A 22,568-nucleotide genomic window follows, 5' to 3' on the forward strand; every position below is an offset into this window, starting at 1 on the left:
TTGTTCGTTAATACACCTACTTTGAGCCGGTTCACACTTTTCAATGAAAATTGCAGATCAATTTCATGATGAGTTATGTAGACTGGCCGCCATTAATTTTGAGGCACACGTACTACATGGCTGAATTCGAAACCACTTTTGCAGATCTGGGCCTGAAGGCTCCTATCCTTGAAGCCCTTACCGATCTGGGTTACGAAAAACCATCTCCAATCCAGGCAGAGTGCATTCCGCATCTGCTGGGCGGCCGCGATGTTCTGGGTATGGCCCAGACGGGTAGCGGCAAAACTGCAGCGTTCTCTTTACCGCTGCTCAACAATCTTGATCCTGAGCTGAAGGCACCTCAGATTCTGGTGCTGGCACCGACCCGCGAACTGGCGGTTCAGGTTGCAGAAGCCATGACGGATTTCTCTAAACACATGCGCGGCGTGAACGTGGTTGCCCTGTACGGCGGCCAGCGTTATGACGTGCAATTACGTGCCCTGCGTCAGGGACCACAGATCGTTGTCGGTACGCCGGGCCGTCTGCTGGATCACCTGAAGCGCGGTACTCTGGACCTCTCCAAACTGAGCGGTCTGGTACTGGACGAAGCTGATGAAATGCTGCGTATGGGCTTCATCGAAGACGTTGAAACCATCATGGCGCAGATCCCGGAAGGTCATCAGACCGCTCTGTTCTCCGCGACTATGCCGGAAGCGATTCGTCGTATTACCCGCCGCTTTATGAAAGAGCCGCAGGAAGTACGCATTCAGTCCAGCGTAACTACCCGTCCTGACATCAGCCAGAGCTACTGGACCGTCTGGGGCATGCGTAAAAATGAAGCGCTGGTGCGTTTCCTGGAAGCAGAAGACTTTGATGCGGCGATTATCTTCGTTCGTACCAAAAATGCGACCCTGGAAGTGGCAGAAGCGCTGGAGCGTAGCGGTTATAGCAGCGCTGCACTGAACGGCGACATGAACCAGTCCCTGCGTGAGCAGACTCTGGAGCGTCTGAAAGATGGCCGTCTGGATATTCTGATTGCTACCGACGTTGCGGCACGTGGCCTGGACGTTGAGCGTATCAGCCTGGTTGTTAACTACGACATCCCGATGGATTCCGAATCTTACGTTCACCGTATCGGCCGTACCGGTCGTGCGGGCCGTGCGGGTCGCGCGCTGCTGTTCGTTGAGAACCGTGAGCGTCGTCTGCTGCGTAACATCGAACGCACCATGAAGCTGACTATTCCGGAAGTAGAACTGCCGAACGCAGACCTGCTGGGCAAACGCCGTCTGGAAAAATTCGCCGCTAAAGTACAGCAGCAGCTGGAAAGCAGCGATCTGGATCAGTACCGTGCTCTGCTGGCGAAAATGCAGCCGGAAGAAGAACTGGATATCGAAACGCTGGCAGCCGCACTGCTGAAAATGGCTCAGGGCGAACGTCCGCTGATCCTGCCGCCAGATGCGCCGATGCATCCGAAACGCGAATTCCGCGACCGTGACGATCGTGGTCCGCGTGACCGCAACGATCGTGGCCCGCGTGGTGACCGTAATGAGCGTGGTGGTGAAGACCGTCCGCGTCGTGAACGTCGTGACGTTGGCGATATGCAGCTGTACCGCATTGAAGTGGGCCGTGATGACGGTGTTGAAGTCCGTCATATCGTTGGTGCGATTGCTAACGAAGGCGATATCAGCAGCCGTTACATCGGTAACATCAAGCTGTTTGCTTCCCACTCTACCATCGAGCTGCCGAAAGGTATGCCGGGCGACGTGCTGCAGCACTTTACCCGTACTCGCATCCTGAACAAGCCGATGAACATGCAGCTGGTTGGCGATGCAGTTCCGCACACCGGTGGTGAGCGTCGTGGCGGTGGCCGTTTCAGCGGTGAGCGTCGTGAAGGCGGTCGTGGAGAAGGTCGTGGTTTCAGCGGCGAGCGTCGTGAAGGCGGTCGTAGCGAAGGTCGTCGTTTCAGCGGCGAACGTCGTGAAGGCAACCGCGGTCCGCGTCGTGACGATTCTTCTGCTCCGCGTCGTGATGATTCCGCTGGTCGTCGTCGTTTCGGTGGTGATGCGTAATCCATGCGAAATTACGGTTTAATACCGTAAAGTAAAATATACAGCCCCGATCTCAACAATCGGGGCTTTTTTTATTTCATTTGTACTCGTGTACTGGTACAGTGCAGCACATTGAAATGTAGTCACAATATAAATGACTGGAGAGATGGCTAAATGGCAACACTAACCACCACCCAAACGTCACCTTCGCTGCTTGGCGGCGTGGTGATCATCGGCGGCACCATTATTGGCGCAGGGATGTTTTCTCTGCCAGTGGTCATGTCCGGGGCGTGGTTCTTCTGGTCAATGGCGGCGCTGATCTTCACCTGGTTTTGCATGCTGCACTCCGGGCTGATGATCCTTGAAGCTAACCTCAATTACCGCATTGGTTCCAGCTTTGACACCATCACGAAAGATCTGCTGGGCAAAGGCTGGAACGTTGTGAACGGCATCTCGATTGCTTTCGTTCTCTATATCCTTACCTATGCGTATATCTCGGCGAGCGGTTCGATCCTGCATCACACCTTCTCGGAGATGTCGCTGAACGTTCCGGCGCGTGCGGCGGGTCTTGGTTTTGCGCTGCTGGTGGCGTTCGTGGTGTGGTTAAGCACCAAAGCGGTTAGCCGCATGACGGCGATTGTGCTGGGCGCGAAGGTGATTACTTTTTTCCTGACCTTCGGCAGTCTGCTGGGGCATGTTACGCCCACGACGCTGTTTAACGTGGCGCAGAGCAACGCTTCGTATACGCCGTACCTGCTGATGACGTTACCGTTCTGCCTGGCCTCATTCGGCTACCACGGCAACGTCCCGAGCCTGATGAAGTACTACGGCAAAGATCCGAAGACCATCGTTAAGTGCCTGGTGTACGGCACGCTGCTGGCGCTGGTGCTGTATACCGTATGGTTGCTGGGGACGATGGGTAACATCCCGCGTCCGGAATTTATCGGTATTGCGCAGCAGGGCGGTAACATTGATGTGCTGGTACAGGCGCTGAGCGGCGTGCTGAACAGCCGTAGTCTGGATCTGCTGCTGGTGGTGTTCTCCAACTTTGCGGTGGCGAGTTCATTCCTCGGGGTCACGCTCGGTCTGTTTGACTATTTGGCGGATCTGTTTGGCTTTGATGACTCGGCAATGGGACGTTTTAAAACGGCATTGCTGACGTTTGTCCCGCCGATTGTCGGTGGCCTGCTGTGGCCGAACGGTTTCCTGTACGCCATTGGCTATGCAGGGCTTGCCGCGACCATCTGGGCCGCCATTGTTCCGGCGCTGCTGGCCCGTAAATCCCGCGAGCGTTTTGGCAGCCCGAAATTCCGTGTCTGGGGCGGCAAGCCGATGATTGCGCTGATCCTGGTATTCGGTATCGGCAACGCGGTTATCCATATTCTGTCGAGCGTGAATTTGTTGCCTGTGTACCAGTAACCTTTTAGTGCCGGATGGCGGTTGCGCCTAATCCGGCCTATACGGTCTCGTAAGCCCGGTAAGCGAAGCGCCACCGGGCAAAACAACGATTACCCCACCAACTCTTCTTTCACCTGCATCGCCAGGTCAAACGAATGTAGCCGTGCCTGATGATCAAAAATCTGGCCGTTAACCATAATTTCATCGGCCTGGGTTTCACGCAAAATGGCGTCGAGACCGTGTCGCACTTTCGCCTTATCACCAACCAGCGACATGCTCAGAGCCTGTTGTACGCCGTACTGCTCGGAAGCGGACCACAGCTGATGCATATTCTCTACCGGTGGCGGTAGCTGGCCGGTTTCGCCACGACGCAGTTTCACAAACGCCTGCTGCATTGAGGTGAAAAGAAATTCGGCATCGCGGTTGCTGTCGGCGGCAATGATGTTGATGCACACCATCGCATACGGCTTTGCCAGACGCGCTGAGGGCTTGAACTGGGTGCGATACAGATGCAGCGCCTGATGCAACATATCCGGAGCAAAGTGCGAGGCGAAGGCAAATGGCAGGCCGAGCTGGGCTGCCAGCTGTGCGCTGTACAGGCTGGAGCCTAATAACCAGACCGGGATCTGCTCGCCGTAGCCGGGAACCGGGCGTACATGGGGATTAGGATCGCGGGCGTCGAACCAGTCCACCAGTTCAGCTACGTCGCGCGGGAAGTTATCGATATCACCACTCATATGGCGGCGCAGCGCGCGCATGGTCGGCTGGTCGCTACCCGGCGCGCGGCCAAGCCCGAGATCGATTCGTCCCGGATACAGCGTATTCAGGGTACCGAACTGCTCGGCGATCACCAGCGGCGAATGGTTGGGCAGCATAACGCCGCCAGAACCAAGATGCAGCGTGGTGGTATTGGCAGCCAGATAGCCAATCAGCACAGAGGTCGCAGCGCTGGCGATGCCGGTCATGTTGTGATGTTCTGCCAGCCAGTAGCGGTGGTAGCCGCGCTTTTCGGCCAGTCGAGCGAGATCAAGCGAGTGTGTGAAGGCCTCTTTTGCCGAAGATCCTTCAGGGATCGGCGCCAGATCCAGCACCGAGAACGGAATAGTTTTGTCAGTCATAACGGCTCACTTTGTTACCGGTTAATCTTTTAATACTGCATTAAAGATTAGCGAATGTTGTTAACAAAGTGAGCTATTAATCACGGCTGTAGTTCAAGACCTGCCAGCCGTTTCCAGTAGCCGTTGCAGTCGTTGTGGGCGGCAAGCGGTAATGGGGCAGTGCCATTTTCATTGGCGCGGAAGGCATCGAGCATGGCGAACGTGTCGCTGCCTGAAGGGGACAGACGCACAATATCAACCAGACCCTGCATCGATGTCAGCTCGTTGCCGAGGTTGTAAACATAGCCGCTCATAGTCTGGATGCCGTTGAGGACAAAGACCTGCTGATTCTCCTGCGACAGCACATCGCGCCCATTCGGGTATTTGATGCAGCAGGTTTCACACTCGTCTTTTGGACGGTCTTCAGAGCGTGCGGTAAAGCAGCGGGCAGAGTACGCCAGCGGCAGATGCCCGTAGCTCAGTACCTCTACTTCAAACTGATTGCGAATACCCAGCTCTTCACACTGGTTAAGCAGATTGACCAGCCAGTCACGGGACAGTTCTACCGGCATACACCAGCGTACCATGCCCTGCCTGAGCAGCAAACGCAGGGTTACCGCGTTGTAGCAGTTGAGCGCATGCCCGGCGACAAACGGCAGCTTACGCTCGGCGCACATGTTTACCACGCCGAGATCGCTGGCTTCCAGCAGGAAGTCGCCGTTTTCGACATAGCGCTTCAGTTCTCCCAGCTCAGAGGAGGCCTGCACCAGCGCCAGCGTTGACAGCACCACCTGTTTACCGCTGCCAGCGAGCGATTTCGCCATATCGATCCAGTCGCCTACTTTGGTAGCGCGGCGTTTACTGCACACCGCTTCGCCAAGATAGATAACGTCGGCCTGGCTGGTGGCGGCCTGCTGATAAAAATCTTCCAGCGTTTCTTTCGGCCAGTACCACAGCACCGGCCCTAAGGAATATTTCATTGCTTCTCTCACTGCCATTTACGGTGATACGCGCCAAGCGTGGTCTGCGTGCCTTCGGACATTGAACCGAGCGTTTCCATCCACGCGGCCTGTGGGGCGTAGTTTTGCGGGTCGGCCATACAGCGGTCGATCGCCTGGCGCCACACTTTCGCCACCTGGCTGACGTAGGCCGGGCTACGCTGACGCCCTTCGATTTTCACCGAGGCAATATTGGCCGCCAGCAGTTCTGGCAGCAGCTCCAGCGTATTCAGGCTGGTGGGTTCTTCCAGCGCATGATAGCGCTCGCCGTCAACCAGATAGCGGCCTTTACACAGCGTCGGATAACCGGCGTTTTCTCCGTCCTGATAGCGGTCGATCAGCACTTCATTAAGACGGGATTCCAGCCCTTGTTGGGTCTGCTGCCAGCGAACAAAACGGGCAGGAGAGCAGGCGCCAACCGTATTAGGAGACTCGCCCGTCAGATAGGATGAAAGATAGCAGCGGCCTTCCGCCATAATGCACAGACTGCCAAAGGCGAACACTTCCAGGGGAACTGGCGTGACGCGAGCGAGCTGCTTCACCTGGTGAATAGACAGTACGCGCGGCAGTACCACGCGGGCGACATCAAAGTTGCGATGATAGAAATTAATCGCCTCTTCATTGGTTGCGGATGCCTGAACAGAGACATGACGCTCAATATGTGGGTAGCGCTCTGCGGCATACTCAAGCATGGCGAGGTCGGCGAGGATCAGCGCATCCGCACCCAGTTGCGCCGCCATATCTACGGCACGTTGCCAGCGCGCGTAACCATCCGGATGCGCAAAGGTGTTAATCGCGATGTGCAGCTTACGGCGGTGCTGATGGACAAAACTCACCGCTTCCTGCAATTTTTTCTCGGTAAAATTAAGGCCGGCGAAATGACGGGCGTTGGTATCATCTTTCAGCCCGATGTAGACCGCATCAGCGCCGTTCTCGATGGCCGCCTTAAGCGCCGGGAGGTTTCCGGCAGGGCAGAGCAGCTCCATAATTTATCCTGAACGTTGCGCCGTAAAGGGCGCAGAAATGTTAACGAAGAGGGATTTTAGTTAACCTTGCTGAGACAATTTTTGATTTGAGGCAGTTAAAGTCGTATTGGTGATACCAATAAGAGGTAACAATTTCGTAGCGAATTGTTGATTTATGCCGCTATGTCGTTTATTTGATATGGCAAAATAGCAGGATAATTGAAACAGGGAGTAAAGCTCGTGTTGGATAAACTGCGTTCACGCTTAGTACATTTTGGTCCTTCTCTGATGAGTGTACCGGTTAAACTGACGCCCTTTGCGCTGAAGCGCCAGGTTCTGGAGCAGGTCCTGAGCTGGCAGTTTAGTCAGGCGCTGGCCGATGGGGAGCTGGAGTTTCTCGACGGTCGCTGGCTGAGCATTCATGTGCGTGACATTGGCCTTAAATGGTATACCTCTGTTGAGAACGATAAACTTATCGTCAGCCAGAATGCAGAGGCGGATGTGAGTTTTAGCGCGGATGCCAGCGATCTCCTGATGATCGCGGCGCGTAAGCAGGATCCGGATACGCTGTTCTTCCAGCGTCGCCTGGTGATTGAAGGTGATACAGAATTAGGGCTGTATGTTAAAAATCTGATGGACGCCATCGAACTGGATCAGATGCCTAAAGCGTTGCGCGTCATGCTGATGCAGTTGGCGGATTTTGTTGAGGCGGGGATGAAAACGTCGCCAGAAACCAAACAGACTTCGGTAGGTGAGCCATGCTGATTCGAGTTGAAATTCCCATTGATGCCCCAGGTATTGATGCATTGCTGCGTCGTTCATTTGAGAGCGATGCGGAAGCGAAATTAGTGCACGACCTGCGTGAAGACGGTTTCATAACGCTGGGTCTGGTTGCTACCGATGACGAAGGTCAGGTAGTGGGTTACGTCGCGTTCAGCCCTGTCGATGTCCAGGGCGAAGACCTGCAATGGGTCGGCATGGCACCGCTCGCGGTGGATGAAAACTACCGTGGACAGGGCCTGGCGCGTCAGCTGGTCTATGAAGGACTCGATTCCCTGAACGAGTTTGGTTACGCCGCGGTGGTTACGCTGGGCGATCCGGCGCTGTACAGCCGCTTTGGTTTTGAGCTGGCTGCCCATCATGACCTGCGTTGCCGCTGGCCGGGTACCGAAAGCGCGTTCCAGGTTCATCGCCTGGCGGACGATGCGCTGGAGGGTGTGACGGGCCTTGTGGAATACCACGACTACTTCAATCGTTTTTAAGCGCCGGGGGTTTGCAGGCTGCTCAGTAGTGCCTCAAGCCCTTCGCCTTCAACAAGGCGCTCTTTCTGCCGCTTTGTAAGCTGTTTGACGCGATATTCTAAGCGCAGGGCCAGCGAACGGTCGCCGACCTGAGCCGCAAATGCCAACGTGAGTTCTCCCTTTCCGCGCAGCGCCTTCGCGCCTTTCCCACTTTGATGCTGCTTATAGCGGCGCTGCACATCGGTGGTTATTCCGGTGTATAAGGCGTTGTCCGCAGTACGGATCAGGTACAGATACCAGGGTGTCATTGTCACCATCGACGTGATAATTTTCAGGCCTACAGTATAAAAGAGAACAGAAATGGAAACACTGACTGCGGTGACCCGCTGGCTGGCAAAGCAGCACGTCGTGACCTGGTGTGTACATCATGACGGTGAATTATGGTGCGCCAATGCGTTTTACCTGTTTGATGCGCAGAAGATGGTGTTCTATGTGCTGACCGAAGAAAAAACGCGCCATGCGCAGATGTCCGGGCCGCGCGCGCCGATTGCCGGCACGGTAAATGGTCAGCCCAAAACGGTCGCCCTGATTCGCGGCGTACAGTTTAAAGGGGAAATCCGGCGTCTTGAAGGGCAGGAGAGTGAAGCCGCGCGTAACGCCTACAACCGCCGTTTCCCGGTCGCCAGAATGCTGCCTGCGCCCGTGTGGGAGATTCGACTGGATGAAGTCAAATTCACGGACAACACGCTGGGCTTTGGCAAAAAAATGCACTGGCAACGTGATCTATAGTTAATAGAGTGATTAAAGAGTCAGGGGAAGATTAGCGATGAGTCAGGTGTTAATAACAGGCGCAACGGGGCTGGTAGGCGGAAATTTGCTGCGTATGCTGCTCAATGAACCCCGGGTCAATGCCATCACGGCACCGACGCGTCGACCGCTGGCTGATACGGCTGGCGTCTATAATCCCTATGATCCGCAGTTAACCGATGCGCTGGCGCAGGTCACCGATCCGGTAGATATTGTCTTTTGTTGTCTGGGAACCACTCGGCGAGAAGCGGGTAGTAAAGAAGCGTTTATCCATGCTGACTATACGCTGGTGGTGGACACGGCCCTGACGGGGCGTCGGTTGGGCGCTCAGCATATGCTGGTGGTCAGTTCGATGGGTGCCAACGCCAATTCACCGTTTTTTTATAACCGGGTGAAAGGGGAAATGGAGCAGGCCCTGATCGCGCAAAATTGGCCGCGGCTGACGATTGTTCGGCCTTCAATGTTACTCGGAGAACGGGATAAACAGCGGGCGAATGAGAGGTTTTTAGCGCCGTTATTTCGGCTGCTGCCGGGGAACTGGAAGTCGATTGAGGCGCGTGATGTAGCCCGGGCTATGCTGGCGGAGGCACTGGCGCCTGGACATGAAGGCGTTTCGATCCTGACCTCTTCCGAACTGCGCGAAAGAGCCAAATAAAATGCCGGAGAGGACGCTCTGGCGTCGCCATCCGGCATTTGTAGCAGTCTTACTTAATAAACGTAAAAGCCGTCGTGACGCGTTTCACGCCGCTTACCCGGCTGGCGATGTCTGCCGCAGCCTTCGCTTCACGTTCAGTTACCAGACCCAACAGGAACACTTCCCCGTTTTCGGTGGTGACTTTCACGTTAGAGGATTTCACCTGATCGCTGGTCAGCAACTGGGAACGTACTTTAGTGGTTATCCAGGTATCGTTAGACGCATCGCCCAGGCCGATTGGCTGACCCTGACGGATCTCATTAAAGACCTCAGTGGTACCTTCTACGCCCATCGCAATCTGTTTTGCCCGTGCAGACAGTTCGCTATTTGGCGACTGACCGACCAGCAGCACTTTACCCTGATACGCGCTCACGTTGATACGCGCCTCTTTCTTGATCTGGGCATCTTTCGACAACGCGGTATTGACGCGTAATTCCAGGGTTCCGTCATCTACCTGGGTGCCTACACTGCGAGGATCCGTCGCGGCTTTGGTGCCGACAGCCGCAGTTCCGACAACGGCGGCAGCGACACAGCCTTGCAGTAGCAGGGCAGCGATAATCACAGCAAGCGGCGAAAATGCCTTCATGTGTACTCCTTAATCATCCTGGTGAGGGAAAAGCGTGTTATCGATGAGATCGCAAAGGCAGTTGACCGTCAGCATATGCATTTCCTGAACGCGGGCGCTGTGGTGTGAAGGGATACGGATTTCAACATCCTGCGGCCCCAGTAACCCGGCCAGCTCCCCTCCGTCATACCCGGTCAGTGCGACGATTGTCATGTCGCGTGTCACGGCGGCTTCAACGGCTTTTACGATATCGCGGCTATTACCACGCGTAGAGATTGCCAGCAGAACATCACCTGCATGTCCCAGCGCACGGACTTGTTTTGCATAAACTTCATCGTGCAGGCGATCGTTGGCAATCGCAGTTAAGACCACATTATCAGTATTTAGTGCAATCGCAGGTAAACTTGGGCGCTCTGTTTCAAAACGATTGATCATGCTGGCAGCAAAATGCTGTGCGTTGGCAGCGGACGTCCCATTACCACAACAGAGAATTTTGTTGCCATTGAGCAGGGACTGAACCAGCGTCATGGCTGCACGGGAGATCGCATCCGGAAGTGCTTCAGCCGCAGCTATCTGAGTTTGAATGCTTTCTGTAAAGCAGACTTTAATTCTATCTAACACGCTAATCCTTAAGAACCAGGCTCTGAATCTTCAACTATGAGCGGTCGTTGAACGCGTCCTTAAACCACTCAACATCATTTCCGGTGAAGGCTAACACATCGAACCGGCAATCCACAGTATCAAAACTTCCATTGTGGCGCGCAAGCCACAAGCGGGCAGTCTGTAATAATTTGTGTTGTTTGCTCCGGGTCACACTCGCCGCTGCACCGCCAAACTGGGCTGAGCGCCGATAGCGAACCTCAACAAATACGGTGGTGTTGCCTTCACGCATTATCAGGTCGATTTCGCCGCCACGCTCACGCACGTTGGCGGCGATAAAATGCAGTCCCTTGCTCTGCAGCCAGTCACGCGCGGTGGATTCCCATGCGTCACCGGTCTGTTTACTCGTTAACTGGCGGGGACGACTTGTCCTTGCTGGTATTTGAGCCATGATAACTTCCTGTTAATCACACAATCCTGCGTTGCGGTTAAGGCTCCGGTGTTGCCGTTAATTTCGAAACCCTGCACCTGACGCATTTGCGAGAAGTGGTTGGCAAGCGACCAGGCATCGACGCCCATCGCGTACATACGTGCCAGCGAGTAGTCGTTACGAACCGCGCCCAGCGCCTGCTGCATGAGAGGGGCGTTAGCGCCTGCCAGCATCGGAATTTCGCTGTACTGCAAGCCTTCCATCTCCAGACGGAAATCCGGGCCGGCAGTTCCCTGCGCGCTACGGGAGCTGGCGTACAGCGTGGCACCGCTCTGGCTACCGTTGCGCATGGCGATCATCGGCTTTATAAATGCAATTTCTTCCGGCGTTGCCAGAATATATACGGCATCAACACGACCGCTGCCGCCGGTGATTTGCGCATCGGTAGGTGCTGCCGGAATGGTCAGACCGCCAATCGTCACGCCAGGCTGCGCGGGTACAGAAGAGGCCACCGGGCTGCCCGTCAGGGAAATCCCCGAGCCGCCGTTGACGCCCATTTTCAGCTCAGCGGTGGAGCCGAACTTCTGCTGCAGCACCACGCCGCCACCCAGTTTTTGCCACTCCTGTGCAAAGGCGTTGGCAACGCGATCGCCTAACGAACTCCGCGGGATCAACAACAGCGGCGTCTGTTTTCCTTGATCGCGAATGTGGCGTGCTGCGTCGCGCGCTTCATCTTCTGGCGACAGAGCGAAGTAGCAGACGTTCGGCAGGTTTTTCACCGACTCCGGCTGATTAAGCGCCAGGACGTTTAATGGCGTGTTGCTTTTCATCAGCTCTTCAACATTGTTCTTCAACAGTGGGCCAACCACGATGCTGGCGCCATCCTGCTGAACCTGAGTCAGGATCTGATTCAGCGGCAGTGATGACGTGTCGTAGATTTTCAGCTCCGCGGACGGATTCGCTGGTGCGCTGGCGGTTGTTGGCTGCGCAGGCGCTGTTGGTTGTGGAGCTGTAGCTTCTGGCTGTGCTGGCGTCTCGTTGGTCAGATCGCTTACTGACGCCTGAGCCGGACTGGCAACACCGTCAGTCGTTTGCGGCTGTTCCGTGGTCGTCGCAGCCGCTGTATCCGCAGCAGGCGCGGCAACAGCAGGGTCCGCTACGGGTTGAGTACCCATATTTTTCGCGGCTTCAAAGCCTTGCTGAATAGTACGGCCAAATACAGCGGCCTGACCGTTCAGCGGCAACAGCAGAGCAATTTTGCTGGTGGAAGCGGGTTTAAAGCTCTGCACGTTAACCAACTGCGTTGGCAATAGTTTTGCCCCCGGGTTTTGTGGATAACGTTTCTGCCAGTCAGCAATACCGGCTTTCATCATGTCTGGATCGTTACGGTTATCGAACCAGACGCGCTGGAGATCTAACCAGCCTTGCAGCACGTTTTCATCCGCATTGATGACCAGCGTCTGCGCTTGCTCCTGGGTCATGGATGACAGCGCCTGCCAGGTGGCATCCATGTTTTTCTGCTTAGCGTTCGCGGCCAGCAGCGGTTCCTGGGCGATCAGGGCGCGCAGTAAAGTCAGCGATGGACGACCCTGGTTGACGTCAATTTGCGCCTGCCAGTATCTCGCCTGCTGGTTTTGATCAAAATCGGCGGGGGTTAGCTTATCCAGCAGGGCCTGTGCGCCAGCGACATCTTTCTGCGCGAGCTTAATTTCGACAGCCAGCAGTGACTGCTCACGACGCTGGGTATCGCTTAGCTTCTGTGGTAGCTGGTTGAACAGCTCGAAAGCCTGCTGGCTCTTGCCTTCTTTCAGCAGTGCACGAATGGCGAGTAATTGCCAGTTGGTCTTGCTATCATCTGAGCTTTGCTGCATTTGTTGCAGATAAAAGCCGGAATCAGCCTGCGCAGTGCCCTGCATATGGGCTGCACTCTGGTCTGGCGCCTGGGTGCCACAGCCTGCGAAAATCAGTGCAGCCAGAATGACTGGTAGCGCGCGTGCGGCTTTCAAACGAGAAAATGTTGAGGGTACCATACTGTATCCAGTGATATTTTTTTACTCAATGCTCAATATTAAATCGGCAATACGGACGACACAATGAAACAACACGAATCGGCGGATAATTCTCAAGGCCAACTCTTTATTGTACCTACTCCTATAGGAAATTTGGCTGATATTACCCAACGAGCGCTCGAAGTTTTACAAGCCGTTGATTTGATTGCCGCTGAAGACACTCGTCATACAGGACTCTTGTTACAACACTTCGCGATTAACGCGCGTTTGTTCGCTTTACATGATCACAACGAGCAACAAAAGGCCGAAACGCTGGTGGCGAAGCTTAAAGAAGGGCAAAACATTGCGCTGGTTTCCGATGCCGGAACGCCGCTGATTAACGATCCTGGTTACCATCTGGTACGGACCTGTCGCGAAGCAGGGATCCGCGTTGTTCCCCTGCCAGGCCCTTGCGCGGCGATTGCTGCCCTGAGCGCTGCAGGTCTGCCTTCAGACCGCTTTTGCTATGAAGGTTTTCTGCCTGCCAAATCGAAAGGGCGTCGTGATGCGATGAAAGCCATTGAGGCTGAACCGCGTACGCTTATTTTTTATGAATCCACCCACCGTTTGCTGGATAGCCTGGAAGACATGGTTGCCGTCTGGGGCGAATCCCGCTACGTGGTGTTGGCGCGTGAGTTGACCAAAACCTGGGAAACCATTCACGGTGCGCCGGTCGGCGAACTGCTGGCGTGGGTCAAGGAAGATGAAAACCGTCGTAAAGGCGAAATGGTGCTGATTGTCGAAGGACACAAAGCGCAAGAAGACGACCTTCCGGCTGATGCGCTGCGTACGTTGGCCTTATTGCAGGCAGAGCTGCCGCTGAAAAAGGCCGCCGCACTGGCCGCTGAGATCCACGGCGTGAAGAAGAATGCGCTGTATAAGTACGCGCTGGAACAGCAGGGGGAGTAAGAAGGCCTGGATTAATCACCGGCTTGTCGGAAGAAATGTCGGAAGAAATGTCGGAAGAAATCGCTGAAAGCGTTGCAGTTAAAAGGCAAACTGCAACGCGTTGCTGCGTCAGGGGGATGTGGCGGTTGCTGTAAATTTTATTTATCAGGATATTGTGAGCCGTCAATCAGGCAACTGACATTGCGGTGCAACCATAAAAATGAAGCAGGAATAGTAGTAGTAACGGAGGCGGCTAGGTATTTTTCTACCGCATCGTGCTTCCCTTCACCTGCTATCAGCAACAAAATCTCTTTTGCATTCAGGATGTCTTTCAATCCCAGCGTAATGCCGTGAGTCACACGACTACCAGCTGTTTTTAACATGTCATGATGGCGTGTTTTCTCCTCAAGTACGCTGATATGGCAAAACGGCTCCAGGAGCTCTGTGGGTTCATTCAATCCCAAATGGCCATTTTTGCCTATTCCGAGCAGACATAAATCGAGGCCGCCTCGGCTGGCAATAATCTCTGTGATGCGCTCGCATTCCTGCTCGTTAACATTTTCAGATTGAAAACCAACCAACTGTTCAGCTCGTAAACCCAGCGGTTGAGCGATGTGTTGTTGCAGGAAAGATTCACACGTTGCAGGAGAGTTCAACGGAATACCGACCCACTCATCCAATTTCACGAAAACCACTCGATTAAAATCGATATTACGTTGGTTAATTTTCTCGACAAAGTAGCGATATGTGAGAAGGGGGGTGCCTCCTGTTGCCAGACAGATGGTTGCATCAGGTTTATTCTGTATCAGCGTAATTAACTGTTCGCTGGCGCGATCGCTCAATACGTCATAATTGTCGCAATACTGAATATATTGCATTTTTCGAGTCCTTTTGAAGTAGGGTGTTGCAGGCTGCTTCACCCTTATTTCGTTTAAAGTATGCCGAGTGCTGAAGAGATAATTGACAGTACAAACGTCACGCCGATTAACAGTACTGGATGTGCTTTTTTCACCCGCAACAGGTAGTACATCAGTAACGTGTAGCCCATCGGTAAAATATTCGGGAATACTTTATCGAAAAAATCCTGCTGTAATGCCACGCTGTGGGTACTGTCGATTGCAAAAGAAGTTACAACGTTAATGTGCACATAGGATGCGATAAGTCCGCCAATAACTGTGATCCCGAGGATCGTTGCTGAGCGGGCGATCATTTGCGAATTTTCTCGTACTTTGTCGATAGCTTTAACACCTACCGAGTAACCGACATGCGTCCAGCCGACGCGCAAGAAAAAGATCATCAAATAAACGGCGAAAAACAAAATTGGTCCCAGTATGTTTCCCTGGCTGGCGAAAGATGAACAGATCCCCGCCATAATAGGCAGTAAGGTGAACCAGAAAATGGCATCGCCGATCCCGGCGATAGGTCCAAATAGCGCCACTTTCAAGCCTTTAATTGTGTCGCGGTTTTCCCCCTTTTCTTCCATTGAGATCAATAATCCCATCAGAAAACCGACCAGATTAGGGTGGGTATTGATAAATTCTAAATGGTCTTTCATCGCCGCGCTTAGACCGGCTTTATCATCCTTATAAATTTTTTTTAGTACCGGGAGCATAGCCCAGGTAAAACCACCTGCCTGCATCCTTTCATAGTTAAAGCTGGCCTGAAGAAATGACGAGCGAAAGCCAAGGCGAGTAATGTCTTTTTTACTGATTTCAGATCCCATTGCTATAGTCCTCTTCTTCATTGTTTTTATTAGTGGCAAGTTGAGCCTGCTGTTTGGCTTTCGCATTGAAAAATTCATATACGGCGAAGCCTGCGCCCAATACGGCGACGGGCAGTAGGTTGTTAACCTGGATGTAGCAGACGAAGAGGAAGCCAGCAATCAGGTAAGGTATGTACTGTGCTTTGAACATCACGCGGAGCAACAAACCAAAACCAACAGCAGGCAAAATGCCCCCCGCCACTTCAAATCCATGTGTTAACCAGGCGGGCATGGCTTTTACCAGTGACTGCATAGCGCCCTGTGCCAGATACGTACACAGGAAGGCGATGATGGCGTATGAAGAAGCAACAATCAGTGTTGTCAGCCAGTTCAGACGCGTAAATGCGCTTGTGTTTGCTTCTCTCGCACAGTTATCGGCTTTTGCCATAAACAGAGAGAATGCTGAGTAAAAGAACAATATTACGTATTGCATTAGAAGGCTGAAGGGCAAACCAAGACCGATGGCTGTTTTGGCATCCACGCCGGTAGACCATGCGATAACAGTGGTCATTAAACCGGCCATTATTGGATTGGGTGGCTGTACGCCTCCTGCGGGGGTTAGGCCAGCAAAAGCCAACTCGGTCAAACCACCTGTTATTAGGCCAATATGAATATCACCCAGAATAGCGCCGGTTAAAGTACATACAATAATCGGTCTGAATAAAAACAAGGCTTCCAGCCAAAAGTCGATTCCAAGAAAGAAAACTAATGCAGCCAGGGATATACCCTGAATAAGGGTTATTTCATGCATATATATCACCTCAAGAAAATAAATCCTTTTATTATGAAAAAGTTGTTTAGCCTTTTAATCAGGAATCTGTTCTTTTTGATCTCCAGGGACATCCTGAATAAAAATATGAACACCCTGTTTTTTTATAAAATGCAGGTCATCAAGATCTTGTTCATTAACGTAAACTTTGCTTCTTATCTGTTTTTTGCCTTCAGAGAAATGCATGTTACCCACATTGACATCGTTCAGTTGAATACCTCCTTCGAGCAATCTTCTTACTGTTTGTGGCGTCCGACAAATAAGAAAGATTTTCTGATGTGGTGCGGCCTTACCGATAACGTTTATGGTTTTATCTATGGAAAAAAAGCGGATGCCAAAACCGTAAGTTTCAGCAGTGATGCTCATTAATTTCTGCTGAATCTCATCTTGAGCAACGTCATCATCAATAACGACCAACAAGTTAGCACCAATTGTGGATGTCCATGTGACGCCAACCTGTCCATGTACTAATCGGTTATCAATGCGGGTTAACAGAATTTTTGGACCACTCATATTTTAATCCTCACCATAAAAAGATTGAATTACATTGATTATTGAAATATATTATTATTGCAGTATCAAGTTTATGAATTTATTCAGCGTAATTTAAATGCTATATATCTCTATTATTCGAATAATGAGTGCTAACAGACATTATGCAGATAGCACTCAAGAATAAAAAAGAAATATAACGATAGTCACGATAATTCGCGGACAGCCATCAATTTGTTTGCTGAGCCGCATACATTAATTTTGCTACGCACCACTTCTTTCATCGCATCCATACCGACCCGCATATAATAACGGGGATCATTACCTTGTGGATTTTCCGCAAACCACGCTTTGACTGCATCGGCAAAGGCAATCTTCAGCTCGGTAGCAACGTTAACTTTGCACACACCAAGTTCGATCGTGCGGCGGACGTATTCGTCAGGGACATCGCTTGCGCCATGTAGTACCAGTGGAACGTCGACTACTTCACGAATTTCACCCAGCCGTTGGAAATCGATTTTAGGCGTTTTGGTGTAGAGGCCGTGAGCCGTACCAATGGCGACTGCAAGGCTGTCTACGCCGGTACGCTCAACAAACTGTTTGGCTTCTTGTGGATCGGTGAGGAAGGCGCTTTCGGCATCCACGCTCATGTCATCTTCAACACCGCCGAGGCGACCTAACTCTGCTTCGACGCTGCAATCTTTGGCATGGCAAAAATCTACGACGGATTTCACCAGCTTCACGTTTTCTTCAAACGGGAAATGGCTGCCGTCGATCATTGCGCTGCGTACTCCTGCATTTACTTTGCGGCGAATATCGTCCAGAGACTCATGATGATCGAGATGTAACGCCAGCGGCATGTCGTAGCTGCTGGAATAAGCGCTGCACAGTGCATAGATCTCTTCCAGTGCAATATGCTTAAAGGTACCTGGGGTTCCGGCGAGGATCACCGGCGATCGCATTTCATTGCATACTTCAAGGATCGCCTGGATCGTCTCGGCGTTGTGAATGTTGAAGGCGGGTACGGCGTAGCCTTTTTTTTGTGCATCCAGCAGGAGGTATTTTGTGGAAATAATGCTCATATAACGCTCCTTTTAGGCGTTCCAGGGATGAATAACAACGCCCTGTACAACGCGGTTCACAGTGCCGCTGGCAGAAGGCGTATCCGGTGTATTGCCGATGTTAATGGATTGCGTCAAAGCAAAGACCTGGGCGTAGATCAGGAAGCAGAACGCTAATTCCATATCAATGAAAGAGCGTGCTGGCGGCAGCAGAATATGTGGGCCAGCTTCAATTACTTCATGGGTTTGTGCGGCAATTGCGACAACTCGTAGCGCCTGACGATCGCGGCGTAACTCTGCCAACAGATCGAGATCGTACTGACGTGTATAGGGGTGGCTGGAAACAAAAACCACTACCAGCGTTTCGTTATCAACCAGCGACTTTGGACCGTGACGAAAGCCGGTCGGGGAGTCATAAAATGCAGCCAGTTTACCCGCAGTCAGTTCCAGAACTTTCAGTGCCGATTCACGCGCAGCTCCCTGTAATCCACCGCTACCAAGGTAGACGATCCGTTTCCACGGATCATTGCCGAACACACCGTCGCTGAAATCGCCCAGTGAAGTCAGGATCGCCTGGCACCGATCGGCTACGTCGCGGAAGGTCTGACTATTGATTTTCTCTGGGGCGAATACTGCCAGGCAACTGGCCATCATGGTGGTAATGCTGCTGGTCATGGCAAAACCACGGTCATGTGTCTCTGCGGGCATTAACAGAGCAAAGGCATTGTCGCTTGCGACTGCGTTTTGATACAGGCAACCAGCTTCGTTACAGGTGATTGGCAGGTGATAACACTCAGATACAAACTGATTAGCCAGTTCTACTGCAGCAACGCTTTCTGGGCTGTTACCTGAGCGAGCGAAAGAAACTAGCAGCAGTGGATGTGCGGGATTCAGATAATCCATCGGATTGGTGACCAGGTCAGTGGTCGGAACGGCAGTGATGTTTTTTCCGGTGTAGCTTGCCAGCCACGGGGCGATGATGTCGCCAATGAATGCTGAGGTCCCGGCCCCGGTTAGTACGATCCGCAGATCGTTTTTGCGCAACAATGGCGCAAGAAAGCTATCAATGGCGGATCGAATATTGTCGATATTGGTGAGAGAACGGATCCAACTGGCAGGTTGTTGACGGATCTCTTCTTCGGTCCAGGTGCCCGTTACCGCAGTAACAGGGGTATAGGTTTCTGGCATAACTTAAGTCCTTAGTCTTGTAAAATCCACATAAGACGCTGGCGAAAATATCGCTATCTTTCGTTTCGTTTCACTTGCTCATATAATCTATTAATTAAAATCTATAGAAAAGAAATCGAAAGGTCAATAAGATGAAATGAAATAAAACGAAAATTGTGATCGTGAGAGCGAGGGATGTAATTATCTTATTGATCTATAAAGATAAGAGTTGTTGTAAGGTGGTTGAGTATTTCCTTAAGCGAAAGGAAAAGAAAGGCCTTGCGATCAAGGATCGCAGGCCAACACAAGACAAAATGAAAGGTCAAAGGGGGAGAGCCTGACCCTGAATCCAGATCTGTTGTAAATGCAGCCCGCTATTAAGCGCGATCGCGTCGGCACGTTTACCCACCGCTAACGATCCCAGTAGGTGATCGATTCCCAACAGACGCGCAGGGTGGAGAGAGGCCATATGAATTGCCTCTTCTGCCGTTATCCCGGTGAACTCGATCATATTTCGTACGGCTGCATCAACCGAGAGCGTGCTGCCAGCCAGGCCACCGGACGTGGTACGCACAATTCCGCTGCGCATTTCAACTTGCTCACCGCAGAGCGAATAGCGCCCGTCAGGCATTCCTGCTGCCTGCATGGCATCTGTGATCAGCACCAGTCTCTCTTTCGCGCAACAGCAGCACAGCTTCATGGCCGCCGGGTGGACATGGTGTCCGTCAGCGATAAGCTCCAGCCAGGCGCGAGGGTCGGTTAACCCTGCGCCAACCATACCGGGCTCCCGGTGATGTAACCCAGTCATACCGTTATAGCAGTGAACCAATCCATCAGCACCTGCATCAAAGGCCGCGCGGGTTTGTTCCCAGTTGGCTGCGCTGTGGCCCAGCATCACTCGAACGTTACGCCGCTTCAGATATTCGATAGCCTGCAATGCGCCAGTTTTTTCTGGTGCCAGCGCAACGACGCGCAATGTGTGCTGGGAAACCGTAATCAGTTCATCCAGTTCACTGAGCTCCAGTTCCCTGAAAAGCTCAGGCGGGTGCGCCCCTTTGTTCTGCGGCGTAAAATATGGGCCTTCAAGATAACTGCCCAGCACCTGTGCGCCAGGCCCGCCGGAATGGTAGCGACGGGCAATACGCTCCAGCGCACTGTGAATATCCGGTAGTGGAGCGGTGACGGTAGTGGGTAGCCAGTTGGCTACCCCTTCACGCGCTTTGTGCATCGCCAGTTTGTCGAGCGTATCCGGTGCCTCATCCATCACATCGACGCCTGCACCACCATGTACGTGGGTATCAATGTAAGCTGGACAAAGCAGTTCAGCGTCGCGCTTCATAACTCCGGATGGGATTGGCTCTATTGCTGCAATGATACCGTCTTCAATATATAACTGATGATCATCCAGCCATCCTTGTTCGGTTAGTAGACGCCTGGCGCGCAATCGCTTTGTCATATCCCTTCCTCAACGGGTTTTTCCTCGCGACAGCGTCCCAGCTCGTCCACCAGACTGGTTAAACCCCTGTGTCCGCACTCCAACGCCTGCACACGAAACGCTTCGCTGCTCAGGCCGTCGCGCTCCAGCACCATCTCCAGTAGCAGTTGTAGATTGGTACCGGTGATCACTTCAGTACCTTGCCTTTGCATGGCCAGCGTAGAAGCTACGCGAAATGGCGTCCCGCCCAACAGGTCTGTTAGAAACACGATGTCTTGCTGAGCATCCAGTTCACTCACTGCCTGTTCAAGTTGCGAGGTGAGTAAGGCTGTGGTTGAGGTTTCCGGAAAGTCGATGGCGATGAACTGAGTCTGTTCACCCAAAATCTGTTTCATCGCTTTTTCCATTCCGCTGGCAAACCCGCCATGGCCCGTCAAAATAATACCTAACATCTACAACCCCTTATATTTACAGGAAGTGACAGAACTTACCTACGACGCCAAGCACCACGGTAATGGCGATAAGACGAAGAGGACTCCAGCCACGACGGACCAGCCAGAACATAGTCAATGTGTAGACCAGCGGTAAAAATGCTGGCATCAATTTGTCTATAACGTCTGTTTGCAGTTTCACAACCGCGTCGCCAGCAGTAATTTCCAGCGTAGTGCTCAGGCGAACATAGGTCGCTACCAGCGCGCCGATCACCGTCATCCCAACGATGGATGCAGCATGTCCAACCTTTTTGGTGTTAGCTTTTATTAGCGGGATGGCAGCAACGCCCATTCGATAAGCATAGTGTGCTAGCCCAAAGCGCAGACCAAGATGAACCACGTTAAACATAACAATAAAGACAACTGCGCCAAGAATAGAACCTTGCAGCGCCAGACTGGCCCCGATACCACCGCAAATAGGCAATAACGTTAACCAGAACATGGCATCACCAATACCGCCAAGTGGAGCACCTACAGCAATCTTGGTGCTTTGAATACTGTTGACATCCTGCTTGGAGCGTTCCATCGCAAGGATAATCCCGATAACAAACGTGACCAGGAACGGGTGCGTGTTGAAGAAGCCCATATGGCCTTTCATCGAACGCGCCAGATCGCGCTTGTTGGTATGGATCTTTTTCAGTGCAGGTAACAGGCCGTACAACCATCCTGATGCCTGCATACGTTCGTAGTTAAAAGAGGCTTGTAATAACATTGAACGCCAGGCAACACGGTTGATATCTTTTTTCGTCAGCTCAGCACCGATATTCTGGTCTTCGTAGACGTTTTCATTGGTGCCGGACAGCAGCGTTTCTTCGGTTTCGGAAACGTTCGGCAGAGCCGTTTGATTAGATGCCATCTTCGAATTCCTCTTTTTGTGCTGCGGGAGCTGTAGGTTCAGGTGATTTACGCAGAAAATCGATCAGCGCCATTGCCAGTGCTGCTGCTGCGATCGCCAGCACAGGGAGTTTGAGCCAGGCTGCGGCTACAAAACCCAGGATGAAGTAGGGGATATAGACGTTTTTCATCATGATTTTCAGCAGTACGGCGAAGCCGATAGCTGGCATGATGCCGCCTGCCACGCCGAGGCCGTCAATCAGACGAGTCGGCAGAACATCTATAGCGGTTTTGGCATGTTCCGCACCAAAGTAAATCGGCAGGAACGCGCATAAAAAATAGAAGGTCCCCAGCGCCAGCAACGCCAAATAGTTGACCCGCTCAATTCCTGCGGTATCGGCATTTGCTGCCATGCGATCGCACCGAGCCATCACCCCTGACATCACAGAGAACAGGAAGGTAATCCCCATCTGTACCGCTACGGCGAACGGTACCGCCACTCCTACGGCAACTTCGGGTTTTACTCCTGTCGTTATGGCAAACGTGGTTCCCACGATAGTGCCGATAATCACGTTTGGCGGCTGAGCCCCAGCCAGCGGGGCCAGGCCCATCCACACCAGTTCCAGCGTACCACCTGTCAAAATACCGGTATGCAGATCGCCCAGAATCAGGCCGACCAGCGGCCCGAGAACAACCGGGCGGTGCATGTGCGTTAACCCGTTGAACATATCCAGGCCTGCAATAAAGGCGAGAATACCCAACGCAAAAGCCTGCAACAGACTAATTTCCATTGTGAATA

At 52.7% G+C, this 22,568-nt stretch carries 25 protein-coding genes and 1 pseudogene; 8 read left to right on the forward strand and 18 right to left on the reverse strand.

The window, feature by feature from the left end; genetic code table 11:
• Positions 1 to 43 precede the first annotated feature (43 nt).
• From yrbN to mtr, 3 genes are all read left to right on the forward strand, one after another.
• On the forward strand, positions 44 to 124 hold the full coding sequence (gene yrbN, locus HV350_RS02980) for a protein YrbN (RefSeq protein ID WP_010723222.1): 81 nt from the start codon (positions 44 to 46) through the stop codon (positions 122 to 124).
• Complete coding sequence (locus HV350_RS02985) at positions 117 to 2,048, forward strand: DEAD/DEAH family ATP-dependent RNA helicase (protein ID WP_181629752.1); 1,932 nt, start codon at positions 117 to 119, stop codon at positions 2,046 to 2,048. Before yrbN ends, HV350_RS02985 begins: the two co-directional genes overlap by 8 nt.
• Positions 2,049 to 2,201: 153 nt before the next feature.
• The gene (mtr, locus tag HV350_RS02990) at positions 2,202 to 3,446 is read left to right on the forward strand and encodes a tryptophan permease (RefSeq protein WP_016154664.1); all 1,245 of its coding nucleotides are present in this window, start codon (positions 2,202 to 2,204) and stop codon (positions 3,444 to 3,446) included.
• Between the two features lie 89 nt (positions 3,447 to 3,535).
• Here the strand turns inward: mtr and HV350_RS02995 are convergent, their stop codons facing one another.
• The 3 genes from HV350_RS02995 to HV350_RS03005 form a co-directional block, all read right to left on the reverse strand.
• The gene (locus tag HV350_RS02995; RefSeq protein ID WP_016154663.1) at positions 3,536 to 4,543 is read right to left on the reverse strand and encodes an LLM class flavin-dependent oxidoreductase; all 1,008 of its coding nucleotides are present in this window, start codon (positions 4,541 to 4,543) and stop codon (positions 3,536 to 3,538) included.
• A gap of 80 nt (positions 4,544 to 4,623) precedes the next feature.
• Positions 4,624 to 5,502: a U32 family peptidase gene (locus tag HV350_RS03000; RefSeq protein WP_151222276.1), complete on the reverse strand. Its 879-nt coding sequence runs from the start codon at positions 5,500 to 5,502 to the stop codon at positions 4,624 to 4,626.
• Positions 5,503 to 5,510: 8 nt separating this feature from the next.
• A complete protein-coding gene (locus HV350_RS03005; protein ID WP_016154661.1) occupies positions 5,511 to 6,506 on the reverse strand; it encodes a peptidase U32 family protein in 996 nt (331 codons plus the stop codon).
• Positions 6,507 to 6,725: 219 nt separating this feature from the next.
• Here HV350_RS03005 and HV350_RS03010 point away from each other — a divergent pair, with 219 nt between their 5' ends.
• The gene (locus tag HV350_RS03010) at positions 6,726 to 7,250 is read left to right on the forward strand and encodes an SCP2 domain-containing protein (protein WP_016154660.1); all 525 of its coding nucleotides are present in this window, start codon (positions 6,726 to 6,728) and stop codon (positions 7,248 to 7,250) included.
• Positions 7,244 to 7,747: an N-acetyltransferase gene (locus HV350_RS03015; RefSeq protein ID WP_016157563.1), complete on the forward strand. Its 504-nt coding sequence runs from the start codon at positions 7,244 to 7,246 to the stop codon at positions 7,745 to 7,747. The genes HV350_RS03010 and HV350_RS03015 overlap by 7 nt, the downstream gene beginning before the upstream one ends.
• Here the strand turns inward: HV350_RS03015 and HV350_RS03020 are convergent.
• Positions 7,734 to 8,043, reverse strand: a pseudogene (locus tag HV350_RS03020) (GIY-YIG nuclease family protein). The gene HV350_RS03015 and the pseudogene HV350_RS03020 sit on opposite strands and share 14 nt — an antisense overlap.
• Positions 8,044 to 8,086: 43 nt before the next feature.
• On the opposite strand from HV350_RS03020, the gene HV350_RS03025 reads away from it, so the two are divergent.
• Both HV350_RS03025 and HV350_RS03030 read left to right on the forward strand, forming a co-directional pair.
• Positions 8,087 to 8,515, forward strand: coding sequence for a YhbP family protein (locus tag HV350_RS03025; protein WP_016157562.1), 429 nt, complete (start codon positions 8,087 to 8,089; stop codon positions 8,513 to 8,515).
• Positions 8,516 to 8,552: 37 nt separating this feature from the next.
• On the forward strand, positions 8,553 to 9,188 hold the full coding sequence (locus HV350_RS03030) for an NAD(P)H-binding protein (RefSeq protein WP_016154656.1): 636 nt from the start codon (positions 8,553 to 8,555) through the stop codon (positions 9,186 to 9,188).
• 49 nt (positions 9,189 to 9,237) lie between these two features.
• Here the strand turns inward: HV350_RS03030 and dolP are convergent, their stop codons facing one another.
• Genes dolP through HV350_RS03050 form a run of 4 tightly spaced genes read right to left on the reverse strand, consistent with a single transcriptional unit; the run spans position 9,238 to position 12,852 of the window.
• Positions 9,238 to 9,813 (reverse strand): division/outer membrane stress-associated lipid-binding lipoprotein, encoded by a 576-nt coding sequence (gene dolP, locus HV350_RS03035; protein WP_003024954.1) that lies wholly within the window; start codon positions 9,811 to 9,813, stop codon positions 9,238 to 9,240.
• Positions 9,814 to 9,822: 9 nt separating this feature from the next.
• On the reverse strand, positions 9,823 to 10,413 hold the full coding sequence (gene diaA / locus HV350_RS03040) for a DnaA initiator-associating protein DiaA (RefSeq protein WP_003024948.1): 591 nt from the start codon (positions 10,411 to 10,413) through the stop codon (positions 9,823 to 9,825).
• Between the two features lie 34 nt (positions 10,414 to 10,447).
• Positions 10,448 to 10,843, reverse strand: a complete 396-nt coding sequence (locus HV350_RS03045) for a YraN family protein (RefSeq protein WP_016157561.1) — start codon at positions 10,841 to 10,843, stop codon at positions 10,448 to 10,450.
• On the reverse strand, positions 10,801 to 12,852 hold the full coding sequence (locus tag HV350_RS03050) for a penicillin-binding protein activator (RefSeq protein ID WP_181629753.1): 2,052 nt from the start codon (positions 12,850 to 12,852) through the stop codon (positions 10,801 to 10,803). Before HV350_RS03050 ends, HV350_RS03045 begins: the two co-directional genes overlap by 43 nt.
• A gap of 63 nt (positions 12,853 to 12,915) precedes the next feature.
• Here HV350_RS03050 and rsmI point away from each other — a divergent pair, with 63 nt between their 5' ends.
• Positions 12,916 to 13,779, forward strand: a complete 864-nt coding sequence (gene rsmI, locus HV350_RS03055; RefSeq protein WP_016154652.1) for a 16S rRNA (cytidine(1402)-2'-O)-methyltransferase — start codon at positions 12,916 to 12,918, stop codon at positions 13,777 to 13,779.
• A 137-nt stretch (positions 13,780 to 13,916) separates the two neighbouring features.
• On the opposite strand, the gene HV350_RS03060 is transcribed toward rsmI, so the two are convergent.
• The 10 genes from HV350_RS03060 to agaW all read right to left on the reverse strand — a co-directional run bounded on the left by HV350_RS03060 (position 13,917) and on the right by agaW (position 22,560).
• Positions 13,917 to 14,636 (reverse strand): galactosamine-6-phosphate isomerase, encoded by a 720-nt coding sequence (locus HV350_RS03060; protein ID WP_016157559.1) that lies wholly within the window; start codon positions 14,634 to 14,636, stop codon positions 13,917 to 13,919.
• A gap of 53 nt (positions 14,637 to 14,689) precedes the next feature.
• Entirely contained in the window at positions 14,690 to 15,481 is a 792-nt protein-coding gene (gene agaD / locus HV350_RS03065) for a PTS galactosamine transporter subunit IID (protein WP_047499692.1), read from the reverse strand.
• The gene (gene agaC / locus HV350_RS03070) at positions 15,471 to 16,271 is read right to left on the reverse strand and encodes a PTS galactosamine transporter subunit IIC (RefSeq protein ID WP_016157557.1); all 801 of its coding nucleotides are present in this window, start codon (positions 16,269 to 16,271) and stop codon (positions 15,471 to 15,473) included. Before agaC ends, agaD begins: the two co-directional genes overlap by 11 nt.
• Positions 16,272 to 16,325: 54 nt before the next feature.
• Complete coding sequence (gene agaB / locus HV350_RS03075; protein WP_181629755.1) at positions 16,326 to 16,802, reverse strand: PTS galactosamine transporter subunit IIB; 477 nt, start codon at positions 16,800 to 16,802, stop codon at positions 16,326 to 16,328.
• 185 nt (positions 16,803 to 16,987) lie between these two features.
• On the reverse strand, positions 16,988 to 17,863 hold the full coding sequence (gene kbaY, locus HV350_RS03080) for a tagatose-bisphosphate aldolase subunit KbaY (protein WP_181629756.1): 876 nt from the start codon (positions 17,861 to 17,863) through the stop codon (positions 16,988 to 16,990).
• A gap of 12 nt (positions 17,864 to 17,875) precedes the next feature.
• A complete protein-coding gene (locus tag HV350_RS03085) occupies positions 17,876 to 19,030 on the reverse strand; it encodes an AgaS family sugar isomerase (RefSeq protein WP_016157554.1) in 1,155 nt (384 codons plus the stop codon).
• A 301-nt stretch (positions 19,031 to 19,331) separates the two neighbouring features.
• Positions 19,332 to 20,465, reverse strand: a complete 1,134-nt coding sequence (gene nagA, locus HV350_RS03090; RefSeq protein ID WP_181629758.1) for an N-acetylglucosamine-6-phosphate deacetylase — start codon at positions 20,463 to 20,465, stop codon at positions 19,332 to 19,334.
• On the reverse strand, positions 20,462 to 20,896 hold the full coding sequence (gene agaF / locus HV350_RS03095; RefSeq protein WP_065554769.1) for a PTS galactosamine/N-acetylgalactosamine transporter subunit IIA: 435 nt from the start codon (positions 20,894 to 20,896) through the stop codon (positions 20,462 to 20,464). Before agaF ends, nagA begins: the two co-directional genes overlap by 4 nt.
• A 16-nt stretch (positions 20,897 to 20,912) precedes the next feature.
• Entirely contained in the window at positions 20,913 to 21,791 is an 879-nt protein-coding gene (gene agaE / locus HV350_RS03100; RefSeq protein ID WP_003024929.1) for a PTS N-acetylgalactosamine transporter subunit IID, read from the reverse strand.
• Positions 21,781 to 22,560 carry a PTS N-acetylgalactosamine transporter subunit IIC gene (agaW, locus tag HV350_RS03105; protein WP_003839998.1) on the reverse strand — a complete coding sequence of 260 codons (780 nt, stop codon included), beginning with the start codon at positions 22,558 to 22,560 and terminating at the stop codon, positions 21,781 to 21,783. Before agaW ends, agaE begins: the two co-directional genes overlap by 11 nt.
• Positions 22,561 to 22,568: the final 8 nt, after the last annotated feature.

Origin of the sequence: Citrobacter sp. RHBSTW-01013 (assembly GCF_013781985.1) — a bacterium.
GTDB classification, from domain to species: Bacteria; Pseudomonadota; Gammaproteobacteria; order Enterobacterales; family Enterobacteriaceae; genus Citrobacter; species Citrobacter braakii.

Coding starts and splice junctions, on each gene's coding strand:
- kbaY (WP_181629756.1), bottom strand. CDS start 17,863: ATGAGCATTATTTCCACAAAATACCTCCTGCTGGATGCACAAAAAAAA.
- HV350_RS03025 (WP_016157562.1), top strand. CDS start 8,087: ATGGAAACACTGACTGCGGTGACCCGCTGGCTGGCAAAGCAGCACGTC.
- agaE (WP_003024929.1), bottom strand. CDS start 21,791: ATGGCATCTAATCAAACGGCTCTGCCGAACGTTTCCGAAACCGAAGAA.
- nagA (WP_181629758.1), bottom strand. CDS start 20,465: ATGACAAAGCGATTGCGCGCCAGGCGTCTACTAACCGAACAAGGATGG.
- agaW (WP_003839998.1), bottom strand. CDS start 22,560: ATGGAAATTAGTCTGTTGCAGGCTTTTGCGTTGGGTATTCTCGCCTTT.
- HV350_RS03030 (WP_016154656.1), top strand. CDS start 8,553: ATGAGTCAGGTGTTAATAACAGGCGCAACGGGGCTGGTAGGCGGAAAT.
- dolP (WP_003024954.1), bottom strand. CDS start 9,813: ATGAAGGCATTTTCGCCGCTTGCTGTGATTATCGCTGCCCTGCTACTG.
- agaB (WP_181629755.1), bottom strand. CDS start 16,802: ATGAGTGGTCCAAAAATTCTGTTAACCCGCATTGATAACCGATTAGTA.
- yrbN (WP_010723222.1), top strand. CDS start 44: ATGAAAATTGCAGATCAATTTCATGATGAGTTATGTAGACTGGCCGCC.
- HV350_RS03085 (WP_016157554.1), bottom strand. CDS start 19,030: ATGCCAGAAACCTATACCCCTGTTACTGCGGTAACGGGCACCTGGACC.
- HV350_RS02995 (WP_016154663.1), bottom strand. CDS start 4,543: ATGACTGACAAAACTATTCCGTTCTCGGTGCTGGATCTGGCGCCGATC.
- rsmI (WP_016154652.1), top strand. CDS start 12,916: ATGAAACAACACGAATCGGCGGATAATTCTCAAGGCCAACTCTTTATT.
- HV350_RS02985 (WP_181629752.1), top strand. CDS start 117: ATGGCTGAATTCGAAACCACTTTTGCAGATCTGGGCCTGAAGGCTCCT.
- HV350_RS03000 (WP_151222276.1), bottom strand. CDS start 5,502: ATGAAATATTCCTTAGGGCCGGTGCTGTGGTACTGGCCGAAAGAAACG.
- HV350_RS03060 (WP_016157559.1), bottom strand. CDS start 14,636: ATGCAATATATTCAGTATTGCGACAATTATGACGTATTGAGCGATCGC.
- agaF (WP_065554769.1), bottom strand. CDS start 20,896: ATGTTAGGTATTATTTTGACGGGCCATGGCGGGTTTGCCAGCGGAATG.
- HV350_RS03045 (WP_016157561.1), bottom strand. CDS start 10,843: ATGGCTCAAATACCAGCAAGGACAAGTCGTCCCCGCCAGTTAACGAGT.
- HV350_RS03015 (WP_016157563.1), top strand. CDS start 7,244: ATGCTGATTCGAGTTGAAATTCCCATTGATGCCCCAGGTATTGATGCA.
- HV350_RS03005 (WP_016154661.1), bottom strand. CDS start 6,506: ATGGAGCTGCTCTGCCCTGCCGGAAACCTCCCGGCGCTTAAGGCGGCC.
- HV350_RS03050 (WP_181629753.1), bottom strand. CDS start 12,852: ATGGTACCCTCAACATTTTCTCGTTTGAAAGCCGCACGCGCGCTACCA.
- agaD (WP_047499692.1), bottom strand. CDS start 15,481: ATGGGATCTGAAATCAGTAAAAAAGACATTACTCGCCTTGGCTTTCGC.
- mtr (WP_016154664.1), top strand. CDS start 2,202: ATGGCAACACTAACCACCACCCAAACGTCACCTTCGCTGCTTGGCGGC.
- agaC (WP_016157557.1), bottom strand. CDS start 16,271: ATGCATGAAATAACCCTTATTCAGGGTATATCCCTGGCTGCATTAGTT.